This is a genomic window from Lacibacter cauensis (assembly GCF_007830055.1).
In the GTDB taxonomy this organism is placed as follows: Bacteria; Bacteroidota; Bacteroidia; order Chitinophagales; family Chitinophagaceae; genus Lacibacter; species Lacibacter cauensis.
The window spans coordinates 205,444-222,295 of sequence record NZ_VLLE01000007.1; the positions used below are offsets into that span (position 1 = coordinate 205,444).

Here is a 16,852-nt window from a genome sequence, read left to right on the forward strand (position 1 = left end):
TCTGCTAACTTTGTTGTTGCTAGTTAAAAAATGTTTTATGGGAATTCTACGCCAGGTTGCTGAATATCTTTACATCAAAAAGCCCGATCCCAACCAGGAGAAAACGCAATGGATGAAATACATGCATGGCATTAACCGCATCTCCATTTTTGTATTTCTGTTTGCGATGTTGGTATTGCTGGTGCGTTATGTTATACTGCCTTTATTCCGCTGAGAATTGCTTTTGCAGCTGCCGACGAGGCATGGCCGCCTGCCTGTAAAACGGCACGGAGTTGTTTGTAATGCTGCAACATGTGTGCACGCTTTTCTGCACCGGGAAGTATAGCCCGTAATTCCTGTGTAAGATTTTCGGTATTCATTTCGTGCTGAATCAATTCTTTTACTACCTCTTTATCCATGATGAGGTTCACCAGCGAAATGTATTTGATGTTGATTAAACGCTTTGCTATCTGGTAGCTTATTTCGTTACCCTTGTAGCATACAACTTCAGGTACTTCAAACAATGCTGTTTCCAATGTAGCAGTGCCCGATGTTACCAATGCAGCAGTGGCATGATGCAGTAACGAATAGGTTTGGTTACTTACGTACGAAACATTGGTGTAGGGTGTTAACAGCTCATCGTAAAACGAACTGTCGAGCCCAGGCGCTTTTGCTACAATAAACTGGTAATCGGGAAACTGCTTGCTTACTTCCAGCATAACGGGAAGTTTTTTTAAGATTTCCTGTTTGCGGCTGCCGGGTAATAGGGCGATGATGGGTTTTGAATGATTGCCTGTGTGTTGAAGTGTTTGCGCATCTTCAGATTTAAAGCGATCAATTTCTTCCATTAACGGATGGCCCACATATTCTACGTTCCAGTTCCACTTTGTTTGATAGTACGGCTGTTCAAATGGAAGAATCACCAGCATCTGATCAATGCATTGTTTCATCATCTTCACCCTGTTTTCCTTCCATGCCCATACCTGTGGTGAGATGTAGTACACCACACGAATGTTTTGCGCTTTGACCCATTTGGCAATACGTAAGTTAAAGCCGGGATAATCTATTAAAATAAGCACATCGGGTTGATGCGCAAGAATATCTTCTTTACAAAAAGCAAGGTTGCTGAAAATAGTACGGATGTTTTTCAACACTTCCACAAAACCCATAAAGGCAAGATCACGGTAATGCTTTACCAAAGTAGCACCTGCTGCCTGCATTTTTTCGCCACCCCAGCAACGGATCACTGCTTCATGATCGTTATGGTGCAGTTCTTTAATCAGGTTACTGCCGTGTAAATCTCCGCTTGCTTCGCCTGCTATAATGTAATACTTCATGAGGCTGCTAAGGTAAGCACTGCTGCTGAGATGATAAACCGCAGTTGTTTGTTGGGGCTCAGAGAGGAATAGCGGCTTGTATTGTGCATCCTTTTCCCGGGGCAGATTGGATGGTTACATCGCCATTTAAAAACAGTATCCTGCGGCGAATGTTTTCCATGCCAATACCTTCTTTCTTTTGTTTCATATCGAAGCCTTTACCGTTATCGGTAATTTTCAATAAGAGCCCGGTCTTTGTTTTTGTTACTGCTACCTGCACCTCAGTAGGATCGGCATGTTTGTGAATATTGGTAAGCTGCTCCTGTAAAATACGGAAGATGGCTGTACGCACTTCCGTACTCATAATTTTTTTGTGTAGGCGGTTGTCTACAGTAATCAACACTTTACAATGTTCATCGAACTGCATACTGTTCACAATGGTTGAAATGGTATCGGTGAGTTCCAGTTCTTCATCAATAGTTGGGGCTAACTGATGCGAAAGACGTCTTAGTTCATGTACGGCATCTTTCAGGTATACCGAAACTCTTTGCAGAATTTCGGCGAGCATATCTTTTTGATCGAGCTTGTGTTTGGCCAGTTCCAGGTTTATTTGCGATGCTGCAATAATTTGCTTTACGTTATCGTGTAATTCCATACCTATCTGCTGCCGCTCTCGTTCCTGCGCATCAATGATTGCTTTATTGGTGCGTTGTTCTTCTTCTTTGAGGTAGGTGATATCCTGCATTGCACCAATGATACGCACCGCTTCGTTTTCGTTATCGTAAATAACGAATGCACGGTCGTAAATATTTTTGTAGGTGCCATCTGCACAACGGAAGCGGTATTCTTCTGTAATTACTTTTTGTTTCTTTACAAAAGCGGAATCTAATTTGGCCGCAATTTTCGGATAGTCATCCGGATGAATATTTTCTCTCCACCACGCATCAATATCCTGTATTTCTTCAATGTTATAACCAAGCATGGTTTTAATACCGTTGCTGTAGGTGATTTTATTGGTACGCAAATCTCTGTCCCAGATGGTATCGCTTGTTGCCTGTGAAAGTATTTCGTATTGTTCGTTGGCAATTTTTACTTTTTCTTCTGCAATTTTCTTTGCTGTAATATCGCTGCGGATACTGATAAACTGAAATACTTCTCCATAACTGTTTATAAAAGGAACAATCGTTGTATCTACCCAAAAGAATTCACCCGTTTTCGATTTTTCTTTTATCTCTCCACGCCAAACTTTGCCGCTTTTAACGGTTTCCCATAACTCGGTAAAGAACGATTTCGGATGATAGCCCGAGTTTAATTGACGATGATCGATGTTACGCAATTCTTCCTGCGAATAACCGGCCACACGGCAGAAGTTTTCGTTTGCATAAAGTATACGTCCGTCACTATCAGATATATCAACCAGCGATGATTGGTCGAGCGCAAACTGATAATCTCTGACAAGTTTTTCGTTTTTAACAAATTCACTTAGGTCGTGTACAATTAAGCTGGCGTATTGCTCACCATGCTCATCGGTAAAAATAGAAGAACTTACTCTTGCAGGAAAGTGCGTACCATCTTTTCGTATTTGTGTAAATTCTGCAACAGCAAAACCTTTTTCTGCACGTTTCTTTAAAAAGTCTGCTAAACGTGGGTCGTTAACATCTACAACTCCATTTCTGCCAATTGTTTTAATTTCTTCTTCGGTACGTTGGTACATTTTGCAGGCAGCTCTGTTTGCAGAATGGATAGAGCCATCCGGAGAGGTAAGCAAAATACCATCTACACTCGAATCGAAAAACGCCTGTGTTAATGCCAGGCTTTCGTTCAACCTGACTTCAGTAATTTTTCGTTGCTCCTCTTTCTCTATATTTTCAATGGCAAACGAAATGTCTTCAGCTGCATCTTTTATTAATTCAATTTCAGTATCTCCAAAAAAATAAGGTTGGGGTGCATAAACAGTTAAAGCACCAATGGGGTTTCCGAATTTTTTTATTGCAATCGACATGGAAGAGTGGTAGCCTCTCTTTAATTGTTCCTCACGCCATGGCGCAAGATCGGGATTTGTTGTAACATCCTGGCAAATATAATAACCGCCTTTTCTTATGGCCGTACCTGTGGGGCCTTTTCCTTCTTCTGCATATTCATTAACCGATATTTTTTTTATGATTGAGAGATAACCTTCTTCGTGGCCGGCCTTTGCCACATCGTTTACAAAACCGGTTTGCTCATCAACAATGCCTATCCATGCCATGCGGAAACGGCCATGCTTTACCGCCAGTTCGCAAATGGATTGAAATAGTTGCTGTTGATCTCTTGTACGTACAATCAACTCATTGAGCTGACTGATGAAGGCATACAAACGGGTTATTTTATTCAGGTCTTCTGTTCGTTCAATTACTTTTGTTTCAAGGGTAGTAGCTAAATCACGCAGCTCGGTTACATTCTTATTTACAATGAGAATTTCGTTCAGAAATGTTTCATTCTTTATTACCGCTGATGCCGTAGTTAATACAAATATTTGTTGGCCTTTTTTTGTTACATGCGAAATTTCTGTTTGTACACTGCCTGTAATTTTTACCTGTTCAATGATCTGTTCGGGAGAAAGACTTAAATATTTGCTTTGCAATAGTTTGCCAATATGTTTGCCAACGGCCTCCGCCTCTGTATAGCCATAAACAGTTTCTGCACCTTTATTCCATTTCTTTATGATCAGATTTTCATCAATTGAAATAATTGCATCAGTTATACTGTTCAGCAATGCGTTATTATAGTGCAAGAGCTCTTCCGTTTTACGCCTGCTACGGATGTTTCTTAAAGCCACAATAATCAGAATAGACGAAAGAAAAAGTGTAACGATGAGAATAATATAAAACTGCTTTGAAATTCGGATAAGTGATTGTTCACTTTTTTTATTTTGCAGGTTTAAATATCCCTTTTCAGTATTGTCGCTTTGCTCAAGAAGTTGTTTTATTTCGCCGGTATAAAGTACGCCTCTGCCTTGTTGAATAAGTTCGAGTGTTTTTGGTAAACCATATTGGCGGCGCATGTTAATTACACTGTCAGAAAACGAAAGCCTTTTGTTTAAGATTAGCTCCAGCGAGTCTGCCTTGGTCTTTAGTTCAGGGTGCTCAAGCATTGTTTGTTTTAATGCTGTCAAGTATTGCTTTATGGGGGAAAGGGTTGCTGCTTGTTGTTTTAAGTAAGTTGAGTCGCCAGTTAATGCGTACCCTCTGGTAGCGGTTTCGTTTTTTAACAGTACAGCAAGTAATTCCTGGGAATGATCTATAGCAGATCTTGTATGCTCATTTCTTACTTGTAAATCGTGTAAGTTTTTTTGCTCAATACTGGCAAAATAAAAGACAACGGTTATGCATATCAGCAACAGAATTGCTGTTAAGGATAAAATGGTATCTGTCTTCAATTTTACATTCATGGATCGGGTAAACATTTTGATTATGAGCGCTATTCAAAAATATGATTGTGCAGATTTTAGTTACGGTTCAATCGTTTTTTTATCTTGTTTTAATGGTTAGGTATAAAAAAAAGAAGGTAGTAAAGATTACCTTTTATCTAATGTAAAATACTGACAAGTTTAAATTGTACAAATGACTTTCTTAAGTAAGGTAAAAATACTTGACCTTGTTCAATCAAAACTGTAAAGAAATTAAACGTTGCAATGGATAATAAGGGAATAATATATTGATGCGTTTGTGTTGCAATTCCTGCACAATGCTAAGGTATTAACAAGTTTAATAACGTAGTTTTTAACTTATCTATGCAATAACTGCCCCTTAAAAAAAGAGCTGTTTCAGCCATTGGCCATCATACAGAATAATTTCTGAAAGCCATGACAGTAAAGGCTTTTAATAAAATGTTATGAAATTTAAGGCCATTAAATGAGCCTGTATTTGACTTGGGCAGGGGTTTATGCCGTTGTACTTTTGCCTTGTCAATGAAACAAAATGCGTTTCGGATCCGTACCAAATCTCCGGAGTTATTAATTTGACAGTCCTGCTTGCTCCAACGATACTTGTTCCACTACTGCGATTATTGCCTGTGAAAAGAGAAACAACAATTTGTAAAAATTTAAAAGCATAGAAAAATGAGAACAACAATCAAAAATGCAGTAATTGGTTTATTAACCTTAGTAGCTGTAACTACAGGAATCAACGCAAACGCAACAACTGTAAATGCTGTAACTCCTGGCGCAGAATTAAAAATGATCGGTCGCTTAGATAATCAGCCTGTATTCCAGCTTTCATTAAACAACGCTACCAACGAAAAATATGTAGTTGTTGTAAAAGATGAGTTCGGTACAATCCTTTACCAGGAGAATGTAAGTGGTGTAAACATCAAGCGTAAATACCAGTTGAATACAGAAGAATTAGGTTTTGTTGGTATTACTATCGAAATCATCAGTTCGAAAGATGCAAAACCAGCGGTGTTTACAATCGAAAACAGCACACGTGTTGTAGAAGAAACGCTGATTGTAAAACAGTAAGCTCAAGCATTTAGTCATAATCAAATAGACAAGGGTTACGGGTCGCCAATTCTGGCGACCCTTTTTTTTTAACAGCTTGTTAATGTTCTAAAAGGACGAAAAAACTACCTGTAATAACTGCTATCGATTGTTAGTGTGCCGTACCTTTGCAACACATTACAGCGTATGAAGAAAAATTTACTCTTGTTTTTTATGACCGGTGTAATATTTCAGGGCGTATTTGCGCAACATCACCTGCATGCATCCGGTAATCCGCCAAAGCTGCCGGTAGAAATTTCGGTCTTCACTTTCAGCCATTCGCTTTTTAAAAGTTATCCGTTTAGCTTGGGTAACGAAGGTGCTCTGCAGTTTGTAACCGGCAACGGTGCTTCCTTCAGCGGCGAAACAAAAAAAGGGAAACTGCATGGCGGCTGGCAAAGCAGTTATGCCAACGGGCAGTTGCTCGACCAGGGTAATCTTGTGAAAGGCGTGCCCGATGGCGAGTGGAAAGTGTGGAATGCTGCAGGGCAGTTAATTGCATTGCGAACCTACAATGCCGATTTGTTTCAGCGGGTAAAACGAGAAGTAGAACTCAATCATCCTAAAAACTATTCGTATGCACTTACAGCCCGTTATAAAAAGGAGGGGAGAGATGCAGTGAAGTTTTTGCAGGCGGGGTCATCCTTTATACAGCAACGGGCTTTGCGTACAAACGATATTGCTGAGTTGGTAGAAACCAACAGTTCCGATCCGGCACATTACCACCCGGTGTTTAACGATTGCCTGCATCATGGTCTGTACATGAATTATTTTGATAATGGTATTGTAAAGGACTCGGGCTATTACAAAGAAGGATTGCGTGATGGTTTATGGATACATCGCACAGCAGACGGGATGTGGAAAGGAACGTATAAAAACGGCATCCGTTACAACGAATGGAAGCTGTATAATACAGCAGGTAAACTCAGCTTAATTATCTTTTATAATAAACAGGGAAAAGAAACAGGTAGAAAAAAAATGGGGCTTTCGTAAAGCCCCATTTTTGTATTTGTTACATGAAGAACTTGGCGTAAAGAATAATCAATCCGTACATCACCGTCATAGCAAAAATGCCGATAGCCGTTTTATCACGACGGGCATTGATGAACAGCGTAAACAAAATAATATTGGCAATTAAACAAACACTGCCTGCTGCGGTAAGCATGGCTTTGTTGGTGAAGAAAAATTCTACAAACTCACCAAAGCCAATAGATGGTGCTTTTATAAAATAATAAAGTACAAGACCCAGAATAGGGGCAAGCGCACCCAATACAATTCCAAAAGGCAGTTTATCCAGTTTCAGCATCAGAATTTAAGTTTGGTTTCTAATTTCTTTTTCAGTGTATAATCGGTAAGATCGAATTGAACGGGAACAACACTTACAAAATTGTGTTCGAGCGCCCAAACATCGGTATCTTTTCCTTTATCGAAGTTTTTGAACTCACCGGTAAGCCAGTAATAACTTTTACCCGAAGGATCTTTACGTTCGTCAAAATCTTCTACATACTTGGCATATGCCTGTCTGCACACTTTTACACCTTTGATCAGGCTGGCATCAACATTGGGGAAGTTTACATTGAGGCAAAGATGTTTGTCTTGTTTGCCTTTGAGCAATTGCTGTACAATCTGGCGGGCATAGCGTTTTGCTCCGCTAAAATCGGCTTCCATGCTATAGTTGAGCAACGAAAACCCAACTGAAGGAATACTTTCAATACTCGCTTCAATAGCCGCACTCATGGTTCCGCTGTAAATAACATTAATACTGTGATTGGCGCCGTGGTTAATGCCGCTGAGGCAGATATCGGGTTTACGGTGCAGTACTTTATCTACCGCCAGTTTTACACAATCGGCCGGTGTGCCGCTGCATTGCCAGGTTTCCACATCGTCCATTAAATGCACACGCTGCAAACGCAAGGGAAAACCAATGGTGATGGCATGGCCCATACCGCTCTGCGGCTTATCGGGCGCAACAACGACTACTTTGCCTAAATCTTTTACTGCTTCCACCAGGTTGCGGATGCCCGGTGCGGTAACGCCATCATCGTTGGTGATGAGGATGATGGGTTGTTCTTTCTTTTTGGTACTCTTCGCCATAAACTGTTCCTTTCTTCTATAGCGTAAAAGTGAGATATATTAGGGAGTTGGCAAAATCGGATGACGCAGTTTTGCTTCCTTCGTGAATGATTACATTTAATAAAGTGCCTGGTGCGTTTACCTAGCTTAGCAATCAGTAACAATCGTTGTAAGAAAAGAAATAAAAATTTGTCAAGCTAAAATAATTAGTATATTAGCGCCATAAAAATTAGTAAGCTATGGCAATTGCTAATCAAAACCTCAAGTACCTGCGCAAGCTGCGTGGGTGGACACAAGAAGAGTTTGCACAAAAGATCGGTATTAAACGTTCGCTCGTGGGTGCGTATGAAGAAGAGCGTGCCGAACCCAATTACGATGTATTGGAAACAGTAAGCGATCTGTTTAAAGTAACCATCGACGATCTGTTGCGTAAAGACCTCAGCGAAACAAAGGGAAGTTATCTTGCCAAACGCCGCCAGTTGAAAATGATGGCCGAAAGCAATGTGATTCACTTTGTGCCGGTAAAGGCAGCTGCGGGTTACCTCAACGGCTATGCTGATCCTGAGTTTCTCGATGAACTGAACACGTTCACTTTACCCATGCTCAGCGGCGGTACTTATCGTGCCTTTGAAATTGTAGGAGACAGTATGTTGCCAACGCCCAGCGGCAGTGTAATTGTAGGCGAGAAGGTGCATAATCTGGATGATGTAAAGAACAACAATGCCTATATCATCCTTAGTAAATCGGAAGGGGTGGTGTACAAACGTGTACTGAAAAGTAACCGCAGCAAAAACAAGCTTACTCTTGTGAGCGATAACCCTGCTTATCAACCCTACCAGGTAAATGCAGAAGATGTGCTGGAGTTCTGGAGCGCACAAATGGTACTGAGCCGTGTAAACCAGCAACAACGCTGGGATGTTACCAATCTCGCATCGCTTGTTACCAACCTGCAGGATCAGGTAAATAACCTCAAGAAGAAGATGAACTGATCCGTCGCATTTTTACTTTAAAATAACAGCAAAGCCGCTCATCCCAATCGAAAAGGGTGAGCGGTTTTGTTTAATTAGCTTGCCCGCTTTATGAAATGGATTGTAACCCTTATCTCGCTGCTTGCCACGTTCAACTTGTTTGCCGGCAATGAACCCGAAAGAAATTTGCAGGCCAATAAGATTGCACAAGCACCCAAAATTGATGGTGTGCTGGATGAAGCTTTCTGGCAAACGGCCCCCGTTGCGGAAAACTTTGTTGTCAACAGTCCCAACTATGGCGAGGCATCGGCCTACAAAACCAAAGTGTATGTGGTGTACGATAACAGTTCTATTTATATCGGCGCTTATTTGTACGACGATCCGAAACTGGTGCGTACGCAATTAACAGCTCGTGATAAAGAGAGCCAGCAGGATGTAGATTATTTCTCTGTTTTTTTTGATACGTATAACGATGACCAGAACGGTTTTCAATTTGTGGTAACAAGCCGCAATGTGCAGAGCGATGGTCGTTTGAGTCCGAACCGCAGTTCTAATTTTGGTCCGCCCAGCGATTACAGCTGGGATGCTGTGTGGGAAAGCAAAGTAACCATGCGTGAAGATGGCTGGGTGGTAGAAATGAAAATTCCTTATTTTTCACTTCGCTTTGCAAAAAGAGAGAAGCAGGATTGGGGACTCAACTTTCAACGTTATGTACGTCGCAGCAACGAAAGTTCTTATTGGAATACCATCAACCCCAATCAAAATGGTTTTGTAAACCAGTTTGGCCGGTTGAGCGGATTGGAAAACTTAGAGCCACCTTTACGTTTATCGTTTCTTCCGTATATAACAGCGGGTTACAGAACAACACCAACCAGCAAAGGCAGAGTAAATGAATTTTTACGCAATGGGGGTATGGATGTAAAGTATGGCGTAAACGAAAGCTTTACGTTGGATATGACGCTCATTCCCGATTTCGGGCAAGTCATCAGCGATAACATCGTTAATAATCTTACACCGTACGAAGTACAGTTCCAGGAGAACCGTCCTTTCTTTACCGAGGGCACAGAAATTTTCAATAAGTCGGGTTTGTTTTATTCACGAAGAGTAGGTGCCACACCTTCGGGTTATTACAAAGCAAGAAGTATGGGCTCTACCGATAGCACACGTATCGTATCAAACCCCGGCGTAGTGCAGTTGTTCAATGCAACTAAATTTTCGGGTCGTACAAAACAGAAATTAGGCATAGGAGTGTTCAATGCAATTGGCGCACCCATGTTTGCTGAAATTGAAAATACCAACAGCAAAGAAGTTGAACGGGTACAAACGGAACCGTTGACCAATTATAATTTGATTGTGATTGACCAGGCTTTGAAAGGACGTTCGTCGATTACACTTACCAATGCAAATGTTACACGCAGTGGTGCGGGCAGGGATGCCAACGTTACCGGACTGGATGTGTATTTGTTTGATAAGCGTAATCGTTACGGTTTTCAGGGTAAATTCGATTACAGCAACATTATGGGACCAAATCCTTACAGCGGTTTTAAAACTGTTGTGAGCCTGGGTAAGGTGAGTGGAAAAATTCAGTACAACCTGTTGAGCAATGTTGAAAGCGATCGGTACGATCCGAACGATCTCGGTTACCTTACTGCACCAAACGAAGTAACCAATCAGTTCCGCATCAGCTACAACCAGCTTACACCAACCGATAAATTTATTTCGTACAATTTTAATTTTTCTGTACGGCACGAAATGTTGTACAAGCCTTTTGTATTTACCAATGTGCAATACAATGCCGGTGCGTTCTGGTTCTTTAAAAACTTTTGGGATCTGAGTGTGAATACAACCTATCAACCACTATGGCAAAAGAACTATTTTGAATTACGTACGCCCGGCCGTTATCTGCGCCAGGTACCCTGGGGTTTTCTGCGGTTAAGTGGCAGCAGCGACAGCCGAAAACGTTTATTCTTCCGTTATTCATTGGGTTTTGCGGAGTCGGTAGATATTAAGAACGATCCCTACATTGTTACCAACCCGGGCATACGTTATCGTTTCAGCGACAGGTTTAGTATGGATATTGATTGGCGTTTACAAGACGATCGTGGACAGTTTGGTTATGCGTTCCTGCGTGAACCGAACGGCGATCCTATCATTGGTCGCAGACGCAATCGTGATGTGACAACACTCATTACCGGCATTTATAATTTTACCAGCCGTATGAATATAACTCTTCGTGCACGCCATTACTGGAACAAAGTAGAGTATGCAAGTTTTCATAATGTAAGTGCCGATGGATGGTACCTCGACCGTGCATTTATTCCGGGACAGGATCAAAACTTTAATGCCTGGAACGTGGATGTGTTTTATACCTGGGACTTTAATTACGGAAGCCGTTTTGTTGTTGGCTGGAAAAACTGGCTGGCAAATGATTTTCCGGTTGATGGCAGCCGTTATAAAACCTATTGGGGCAACGCAGCACGTGTACTGGCTTCGCCGCAGGGAAATGAATTTACTGCACGCATGATCTTCTTTATTGATTCGCAGAAGTTGAAACGCAAGAGGAATCAGTCGTGAGTCGATAGTGATGAGTAGTTAGTAGGAAGAGCGTGAGTGGTGAGTTGAGGATGGAGGTAGTGTGCGATGTGTGAATTGGCGTTTATTGGTTTTTGAATGTGGGCCGTTGGGTTTTACTACTTGTTCCTTGAACCTTGTCTATTGTGCCTTTCACTAATTCAATCCCCAAATATCTTTAGCCAAACGAAACGTATTACAATGCGCTTCTACAATGGTGCGTACATCGGGTGAGTAACCACCACCCATAGCAACTGTACAAGGTATGTGATGCTGCCGCAGTTTGCTGAACACTATTTCATCCCGCTGTTTACAACCCTGCATGGTTACTTTCAGTTTACCGAACTTGTCTGTTTCCAGAATATCTACACCGGATAAGTAAAACACAAAATCGGGCTTTACTTTATCAATCAGCATATCCAGCGTGTTTTGCAGCAACGGCAGATAAATGCTGTCGTCGGTTCCATCCTTCAAACCAATATCTAAATCGCTGGTTTCTTTGTGAAACGGGTAATTGTGTGCTCCATGCATACTGAAGGTGAATACCCGGTTGTTGTTTTCAAACAACCTGGCAGTACCATTTCCCTGATGCACATCCAGATCAACAATAAGAATTTGTTTGACTAAGTTTTGCTGTAACAGGTAATTGGCGGCTGTTGCAAAATCGTTCAGCAAACAAAAACCTTCGCCTCTGTCGGCAAATGCATGGTGCGTGCCACCTGCAACATTCATGGACACGCCGTTTTCAAATGCATGCATACAGCAATCGATGGTGCCTTGTGTAATAATGAGTTCACGTTCGGTTAACTCCGGCGATTGCGGAAAACCAATATGCCGTTGCTCTTTTGCCGAGAGTGTTTGTTGTTTTAATTTTTCGAGATACGTTTTATCATGTGTTAACAACACAACTTTATCGCTGCAAACAGTTGGTGCAAATAAGTTTTCTTGTGTAATGCTTCCTTCGTACAACAATTGCTCGGGAATCAGTTCGTATTTCAACATCGGAAAGCGATGCCCTTCCGGCAACGGATGTGCGTAAATAGGAGCGTGGGCAATATGTAAAAGTTTATAACTGATCTTATGTCTGTTTATTATAGTTCAACAATACGCTGTTCGGCTATTGCAAACAGTTTATCTTTTTTCTTTGGACGAATTGGGTGTAAGCCGGTGAAACGTCCAAAGGCCGGCAACACTGCATACTGTTCGGCAAAATAGAAACAAGGAAAACGCAGCGATTGTTTACCCAGGCCTGCAATATGAATGCCGGGATGAATATGCCCCGTAAAAATATACTCGCTTGTAGTTGTTTCGTTTGCAGGTAATTCGTGCATAAAAGCAAAAGGCCCTTTTACAAGTTGAGTTTCATGCACAGTAATGTCGTTTGCAGCATACCAGTCCGTTGCAAGAATATCGTGGTTACCCTTTACGAGGTGAATGGGCAGGCTTGCCAGATCGTTGCGCCATTTTTCAAAGAGTTTGATTTCATTGTTGAGATGGCTGTGAAAAAAATCGCCTACAACTATTACCTGCTTCGGTTTAAAATACTGTATCTGCGTTACAAGCCTGTGCAGGTCTTCCTTAAAAACAGTTTGGGGTATACCAATACCTGCCTTGCGAAAATGCCCGCTCTTGCCAAAGTGTATGTCCGATACAATCAGCCATTGTTCCTCTTCCCAAAACAAACAGCGCTCAGGCGAAAGCCAGAGTGTTTGTTGTAAATGTTTAAAAAGCGTTGGCTGCTGCATAACGAAGTGCAAATGTAAGTGCTGTTTTTACGCTGCTGAATTGCAGAAATGATTTATTTTGAAAGAAAAACTGCATGGAGCAAAAAGATTATCTGCAGGGTTCTTATACTGAACCATCATCGGTACCGCAAGGGATCAACGTATTAACCATTCTCAGTTTTATTGGAAGTGGTTTTCAAATAATTTCCGGTTTCTTCAGTTATTGGATTATTCCTTTCAGTGTTCAATCGGTAAACGAAACCAGGGCGCTGGAAAAAACCAGGGAAATGAAACCTTTTAGTGGTTTCCTCAAATGGTCGGTTGATGCAACCTTACGCCAATACGAACTGCGTATGCCGGTTTTGCTTGTTACCATTGCCACTGCTCTTATTTGTATTTGGGGGGCATTGCAAATGCGCAAACGAAAAAAAGCAGGGTTTGCAATTTATACTGCGGGCGAAATAGCATTGCCTTTGTTTACGGCGCTCGCAATAGATGCCTGGTCGTCGATATTCGGATTTATTATTGCAATCGTATTTATTTTACTGTTCTGGTTTCAGCGAAAGCATTTAACAGCATAAATAAAAAAGCCCCAAACGGGGCTTTTTTTATTTATGCTCACTTTTCGTATTGTCCGATTGTTGTTGGGGTTCGGCAGGTGGCAGTGTTGCAAGGCTTTCTTCGCACCATTTGTACAATGCATTTTTTTGCTCTTCGGTAAGTTTTGCTTTTGTATGAATAACGGTATAACTCTTCAAAGGCATTTTCCCTTCTTTTACCTCATCCATTATTTCATTAAATTTTTTACGCTGGCGTTTGGCAGTATAGCCTGCAAACTCCGAAAAATTCAATTCGCTTTTTCCTTCATGTACATGATCGGCCAGCCACCATGCAACAGGCTGCACTTCGGCATACCAGGGATATTTCGTGTTATTGCTATGACAATCGTAGCAGGCTTCTTTTAAAATAGATGCAACATTATCATTCACTGCAAATTTTGTACTGATGTCGTTTGGAAACGGGCCTGCAGCAACATTTTTAGCAGGACGTATAAACTGAATAATTACCAGTGCAGCAATAAGCACATAGATTATCTTTTTAAGCATGAGAAGTTGTTTTGCTAAAAGTAAGAAGAAACTTGGTTTTACAAACTGACTGTTGTTATTCCATTGTAAAAAGCCGGTGGCGATGTGTTCTATTCTCTCATCAGCTGGGCCTGCATACGGCGTATGCGGTCTTCTATTTTTTCAGATGAAAGATTGTTGCGGTTCAACCCATCGGCAATAATGGGGAAACAGAGCGGCGTGAATTTTTGCGGAACGGCGATGATGATGTTGCTGTTACCGATGCGTGTAAACGCATCACGCAAACGAACTTCTTCCATCTGTTGATCGAATACTTCCTGATAAGCCTGACGTAGTAATACATTTTTAGCGTCGTATTCGCTGAACACGTTAAACAACAAACTTGCAGATGCCTGCAGGTGTCTTGCTTTTTTTTGTTCGCCGGGAGCTGTTTGTGTAATTAAACCACCGATCACCGCAATATCTCTGAACTTGCGCCTGGCCATTTCTGTTGCATTAACACTTCGCTGAATATCGGCAGTAAGATTTTCGATTGTAAACAGTTCTGCTGCATTGGTATCATCAACAGGGATGGGCTGATCGCTCAACAGCTCAAACCCGTAATCGTTCATGGCAATGGAAAATGTAAGCGGTGCAAGTTTACCAATGCGGAAGGCGAGGATGGCACTCATGGCTTCGTGCACCTGTCGTCCTTCGAACGGGTATACCAGTAAATGATAACCATCTTTACTTTCGTGATGCTCTATGAGCAGCTCATTGTCTTTGGGAATATGCGAAAGTTGTTGCTGCAGTTGAAACAAAGAAGAAAGATGAAGCAGCTCAGGTGAATGTTCGTCTGGCCGCTTCGAGCGGCCTGACTCGGCAACCTCGTTGAATGTTTCCCGCAACTTACGGCCAAGGTTAGCCGTTAAACTCATACGCCCGCCATTCCAGCTGGGAACAATGGTTTTTTTTGAAGTTGATTTGCGCACCAGTACCGTCATGTCTTTAATCTGCACCAGTTCAAGATTTCTTCCGGCCAGTGTAAAACAATCACCCGGTTCCAAACGGCTGATGAAGTATTCTTCAATAACGCCAACATAACCACCGCTCACCATTTTTACTTTCAGCATGGCATCGCTTACAATGGTGCCAATGTTTAAGCGGTGTTGCATCGCCAACCTTCGACTCTGTATTTTATACAAACCCTCAATAATTTCAATTTTTTTATAGTCGTCGTATTGCTGCAATGCTTTACCGCCTTCTACCAGGAACTTCAAAATTTCTTCCCATTCTTCCTGCAACAGATCACGATAGCAGTAGGTTGACTTTACTTCTGCAAAAATTTCATCGGGCCGGAACCCATCTGAAATAGCCAATGTATTGAGATATTGGATCAACACATCAAAGCAAAGTAGCATGGGTTCTTTGCTTTCAATCAGTTCTTCCTCAATTGCATGTTTCAAGGCTGCTGCCTCAACAAGCTCCAGCGAATGGGTGGGTAAAAAGTATATTTTACTGACCGCATCAGGACTATGACCGCTTCGTCCTGCACGTTGCAGAAACCGGGATACACCTTTGGGCGAGCCCACTTGTATAACGGTCTCGACTGGCCGAAAATCGACACCCAGATCAAGCGATGCAGTACACACTACTGCTTTCAGTTTGGCCGTGTGCAATGCATCTTCCACCCATTGCCGCAATTCCTGTTCAATACTTCCGTGATGCAAAGCAATAGCACCGGCAAGTTCGGGTGCATGGTTCAGCAATTCCTGGTACCAACGCTCGCTCATGCCCCTTGTATTAATGAAGATGAGTGTGGTTTTGCTTTGCTCAATTATCGGAATGACTTTATGAATGAGCTTGATACCGAGATGACCAGCCCAGGGATAGTTTTCAATTTCATCGGGCAAAACAGATTCAACAATAATTTGTTTTTTCATGTTGGCTCTTACGATAACGCCGTCTTCTCCAATAGATGAAAGCAGTACTTCTTTTGCATCGTTTAAATTACCAATGGTTGCACTGATGCCCCAGATCATGGGTTTGCATTGTTGCATCGACCATTGACAATGCACAATTCTGCTTAATGCGAGTTCTACCTGTACGCCCCGCTTACTGCCCATCAGTTCGTGCCATTCATCCACTGCTATCAGCTGCAGGTTTCTGAATGCATCTGCATAATTTTTTTGTGCCAGAAACAGGTGCAGACTCTCCGGTGTAATAATGAGTACTTCAGGTAATTGTTTTTTTTGCTTTGCACGTTCGGCTGTTGTTGTGTCGCCATTACGGATGCCAATGGTCCAGTTCATTTCCAGTTCTGTAATCACCTCTTCCATAGCACGGCCAATATCTTTTGCCAGTGCACGCAGCGGTGTGATCCATAAAAGCTGTAACCCGTTTTTCGATTTGTGTTTATAATTAGTCGGATGCTGATTGATGAAGCGGATGAGTGCCCCTAAAAAAACAGAAAATGTTTTACCACACCCGGTGGGTGCATTTACAATACCACTTACGTTACGGGCAATATACTGCCATGTTTCTTCTTGAAACGGAAATGGCTGTAATCCTTTGGCGGATAGCCAGGACTTTATTTCAGAATAACCAAAGCTTTGTTGTAATTCGTTCATGCCACTTACAA

At 41.8% G+C, this 16,852-nt stretch carries 14 protein-coding genes; 6 read left to right on the plus strand and 8 right to left on the minus strand.

Features of this window, described 5'->3' with window-relative positions:
- The first annotated feature begins 37 nt into the window (after nt 1-37).
- Nucleotides 38-214: a DUF6728 family protein gene (locus tag IQ13_RS21535; protein WP_199758323.1), complete on the plus strand. Its 177-nt coding sequence runs from the start codon at nt 38-40 to the stop codon at nt 212-214.
- Here IQ13_RS21535 and lpxB read toward each other — a convergent pair.
- Entirely contained in the window at nt 192-1,316 is a 1,125-nt protein-coding gene (gene lpxB, locus IQ13_RS20160; RefSeq protein WP_144888551.1) for a lipid-A-disaccharide synthase, read from the minus strand. The two genes, IQ13_RS21535 and lpxB, sit on opposite strands and share 23 nt — an antisense overlap.
- A 58-nt stretch (nt 1,317-1,374) precedes the next feature.
- Nucleotides 1,375-4,740, minus strand: coding sequence for a PAS domain S-box protein (locus IQ13_RS20165; protein ID WP_144888552.1), 3,366 nt, complete (start codon nt 4,738-4,740; stop codon nt 1,375-1,377).
- Nucleotides 4,741-5,394: 654 nt separating this feature from the next.
- On the opposite strand from IQ13_RS20165, the gene IQ13_RS20170 reads away from it, so the two are divergent.
- Together IQ13_RS20170 and IQ13_RS20175 are read left to right on the plus strand one after the other, a co-directional pair.
- Nucleotides 5,395-5,793, plus strand: a complete 399-nt coding sequence (locus IQ13_RS20170) for a hypothetical protein (protein ID WP_144888553.1) — start codon at nt 5,395-5,397, stop codon at nt 5,791-5,793.
- Nucleotides 5,794-5,958: 165 nt separating this feature from the next.
- Nucleotides 5,959-6,804, plus strand: a complete 846-nt coding sequence (locus IQ13_RS20175; protein WP_144888554.1) for a toxin-antitoxin system YwqK family antitoxin — start codon at nt 5,959-5,961, stop codon at nt 6,802-6,804.
- A 19-nt stretch (nt 6,805-6,823) separates the two neighbouring features.
- On the opposite strand, the gene IQ13_RS20180 is transcribed toward IQ13_RS20175, so the two are convergent.
- Nucleotides 6,824-7,117, minus strand: a complete 294-nt coding sequence (locus tag IQ13_RS20180; RefSeq protein WP_144888555.1) for a hypothetical protein — start codon at nt 7,115-7,117, stop codon at nt 6,824-6,826.
- Nucleotides 7,117-7,905: a 5'/3'-nucleotidase SurE gene (surE, locus tag IQ13_RS20185; protein ID WP_144888556.1), complete on the minus strand. Its 789-nt coding sequence runs from the start codon at nt 7,903-7,905 to the stop codon at nt 7,117-7,119. Before surE ends, IQ13_RS20180 begins: the two co-directional genes overlap by 1 nt.
- A 218-nt stretch (nt 7,906-8,123) precedes the next feature.
- Between surE and IQ13_RS20190 the strand changes: the two genes are divergently transcribed.
- Nucleotides 8,124-8,873, plus strand: a complete 750-nt coding sequence (locus IQ13_RS20190; protein WP_144888557.1) for an XRE family transcriptional regulator — start codon at nt 8,124-8,126, stop codon at nt 8,871-8,873.
- A gap of 90 nt (nt 8,874-8,963) precedes the next feature.
- Nucleotides 8,964-11,426: a DUF5916 domain-containing protein gene (locus IQ13_RS20195; protein ID WP_144888558.1), complete on the plus strand. Its 2,463-nt coding sequence runs from the start codon at nt 8,964-8,966 to the stop codon at nt 11,424-11,426.
- Between the two features lie 153 nt (nt 11,427-11,579).
- Here the strand turns inward: IQ13_RS20195 and IQ13_RS20200 are convergent, their stop codons facing one another.
- Nucleotides 11,580-12,425 carry a histone deacetylase family protein gene (locus tag IQ13_RS20200; RefSeq protein ID WP_144888559.1) on the minus strand — a complete coding sequence of 282 codons (846 nt, stop codon included), beginning with the start codon at nt 12,423-12,425 and terminating at the stop codon, nt 11,580-11,582.
- 89 nt (nt 12,426-12,514) lie between these two features.
- Nucleotides 12,515-13,168: a ligase-associated DNA damage response endonuclease PdeM gene (gene pdeM, locus IQ13_RS20205; protein WP_144888560.1), complete on the minus strand. Its 654-nt coding sequence runs from the start codon at nt 13,166-13,168 to the stop codon at nt 12,515-12,517.
- A 74-nt stretch (nt 13,169-13,242) separates the two neighbouring features.
- Here pdeM and IQ13_RS20210 point away from each other — a divergent pair, with 74 nt between their 5' ends.
- Nucleotides 13,243-13,728, plus strand: a complete 486-nt coding sequence (locus IQ13_RS20210) for a hypothetical protein (protein ID WP_144888561.1) — start codon at nt 13,243-13,245, stop codon at nt 13,726-13,728.
- 27 nt (nt 13,729-13,755) lie between these two features.
- Here the strand turns inward: IQ13_RS20210 and IQ13_RS20215 are convergent, their stop codons facing one another.
- Both IQ13_RS20215 and IQ13_RS20220 read right to left on the minus strand, forming a co-directional pair.
- On the minus strand, nt 13,756-14,253 hold the full coding sequence (locus IQ13_RS20215) for a heme-binding domain-containing protein (protein ID WP_144888562.1): 498 nt from the start codon (nt 14,251-14,253) through the stop codon (nt 13,756-13,758).
- 89 nt (nt 14,254-14,342) lie between these two features.
- Nucleotides 14,343-16,841, minus strand: coding sequence for a ligase-associated DNA damage response DEXH box helicase (locus tag IQ13_RS20220; RefSeq protein ID WP_144888563.1), 2,499 nt, complete (start codon nt 16,839-16,841; stop codon nt 14,343-14,345).
- Between the last annotated feature and the right edge of the window lie 11 nt (nt 16,842-16,852).

Excerpts from the sequence above, each read along its gene's own strand:
- IQ13_RS21535 (WP_199758323.1), top strand. The coding sequence starts at position 38 with ATGGGAATTCTACGCCAGGTTGCTGAATATCTTTACATCAAAAAGCCC.
- lpxB (WP_144888551.1), bottom strand. The coding sequence starts at position 1,316 with ATGAAGTATTACATTATAGCAGGCGAAGCAAGCGGAGATTTACACGGC.
- IQ13_RS20165 (WP_144888552.1), bottom strand. The coding sequence starts at position 4,740 with ATGTTTACCCGATCCATGAATGTAAAATTGAAGACAGATACCATTTTA.
- IQ13_RS20170 (WP_144888553.1), top strand. The coding sequence starts at position 5,395 with ATGAGAACAACAATCAAAAATGCAGTAATTGGTTTATTAACCTTAGTA.
- IQ13_RS20175 (WP_144888554.1), top strand. The coding sequence starts at position 5,959 with ATGAAGAAAAATTTACTCTTGTTTTTTATGACCGGTGTAATATTTCAG.
- IQ13_RS20180 (WP_144888555.1), bottom strand. The coding sequence starts at position 7,117 with ATGCTGAAACTGGATAAACTGCCTTTTGGAATTGTATTGGGTGCGCTT.
- surE (WP_144888556.1), bottom strand. The coding sequence starts at position 7,905 with ATGGCGAAGAGTACCAAAAAGAAAGAACAACCCATCATCCTCATCACC.
- IQ13_RS20190 (WP_144888557.1), top strand. The coding sequence starts at position 8,124 with ATGGCAATTGCTAATCAAAACCTCAAGTACCTGCGCAAGCTGCGTGGG.
- IQ13_RS20195 (WP_144888558.1), top strand. The coding sequence starts at position 8,964 with ATGAAATGGATTGTAACCCTTATCTCGCTGCTTGCCACGTTCAACTTG.
- IQ13_RS20200 (WP_144888559.1), bottom strand. The coding sequence starts at position 12,425 with ATGTTGAAATACGAACTGATTCCCGAGCAATTGTTGTACGAAGGAAGC.
- pdeM (WP_144888560.1), bottom strand. The coding sequence starts at position 13,168 with ATGCAGCAGCCAACGCTTTTTAAACATTTACAACAAACACTCTGGCTT.
- IQ13_RS20210 (WP_144888561.1), top strand. The coding sequence starts at position 13,243 with ATGGAGCAAAAAGATTATCTGCAGGGTTCTTATACTGAACCATCATCG.
- IQ13_RS20215 (WP_144888562.1), bottom strand. The coding sequence starts at position 14,253 with ATGCTTAAAAAGATAATCTATGTGCTTATTGCTGCACTGGTAATTATT.
- IQ13_RS20220 (WP_144888563.1), bottom strand. The coding sequence starts at position 16,841 with ATGAACGAATTACAACAAAGCTTTGGTTATTCTGAAATAAAGTCCTGG.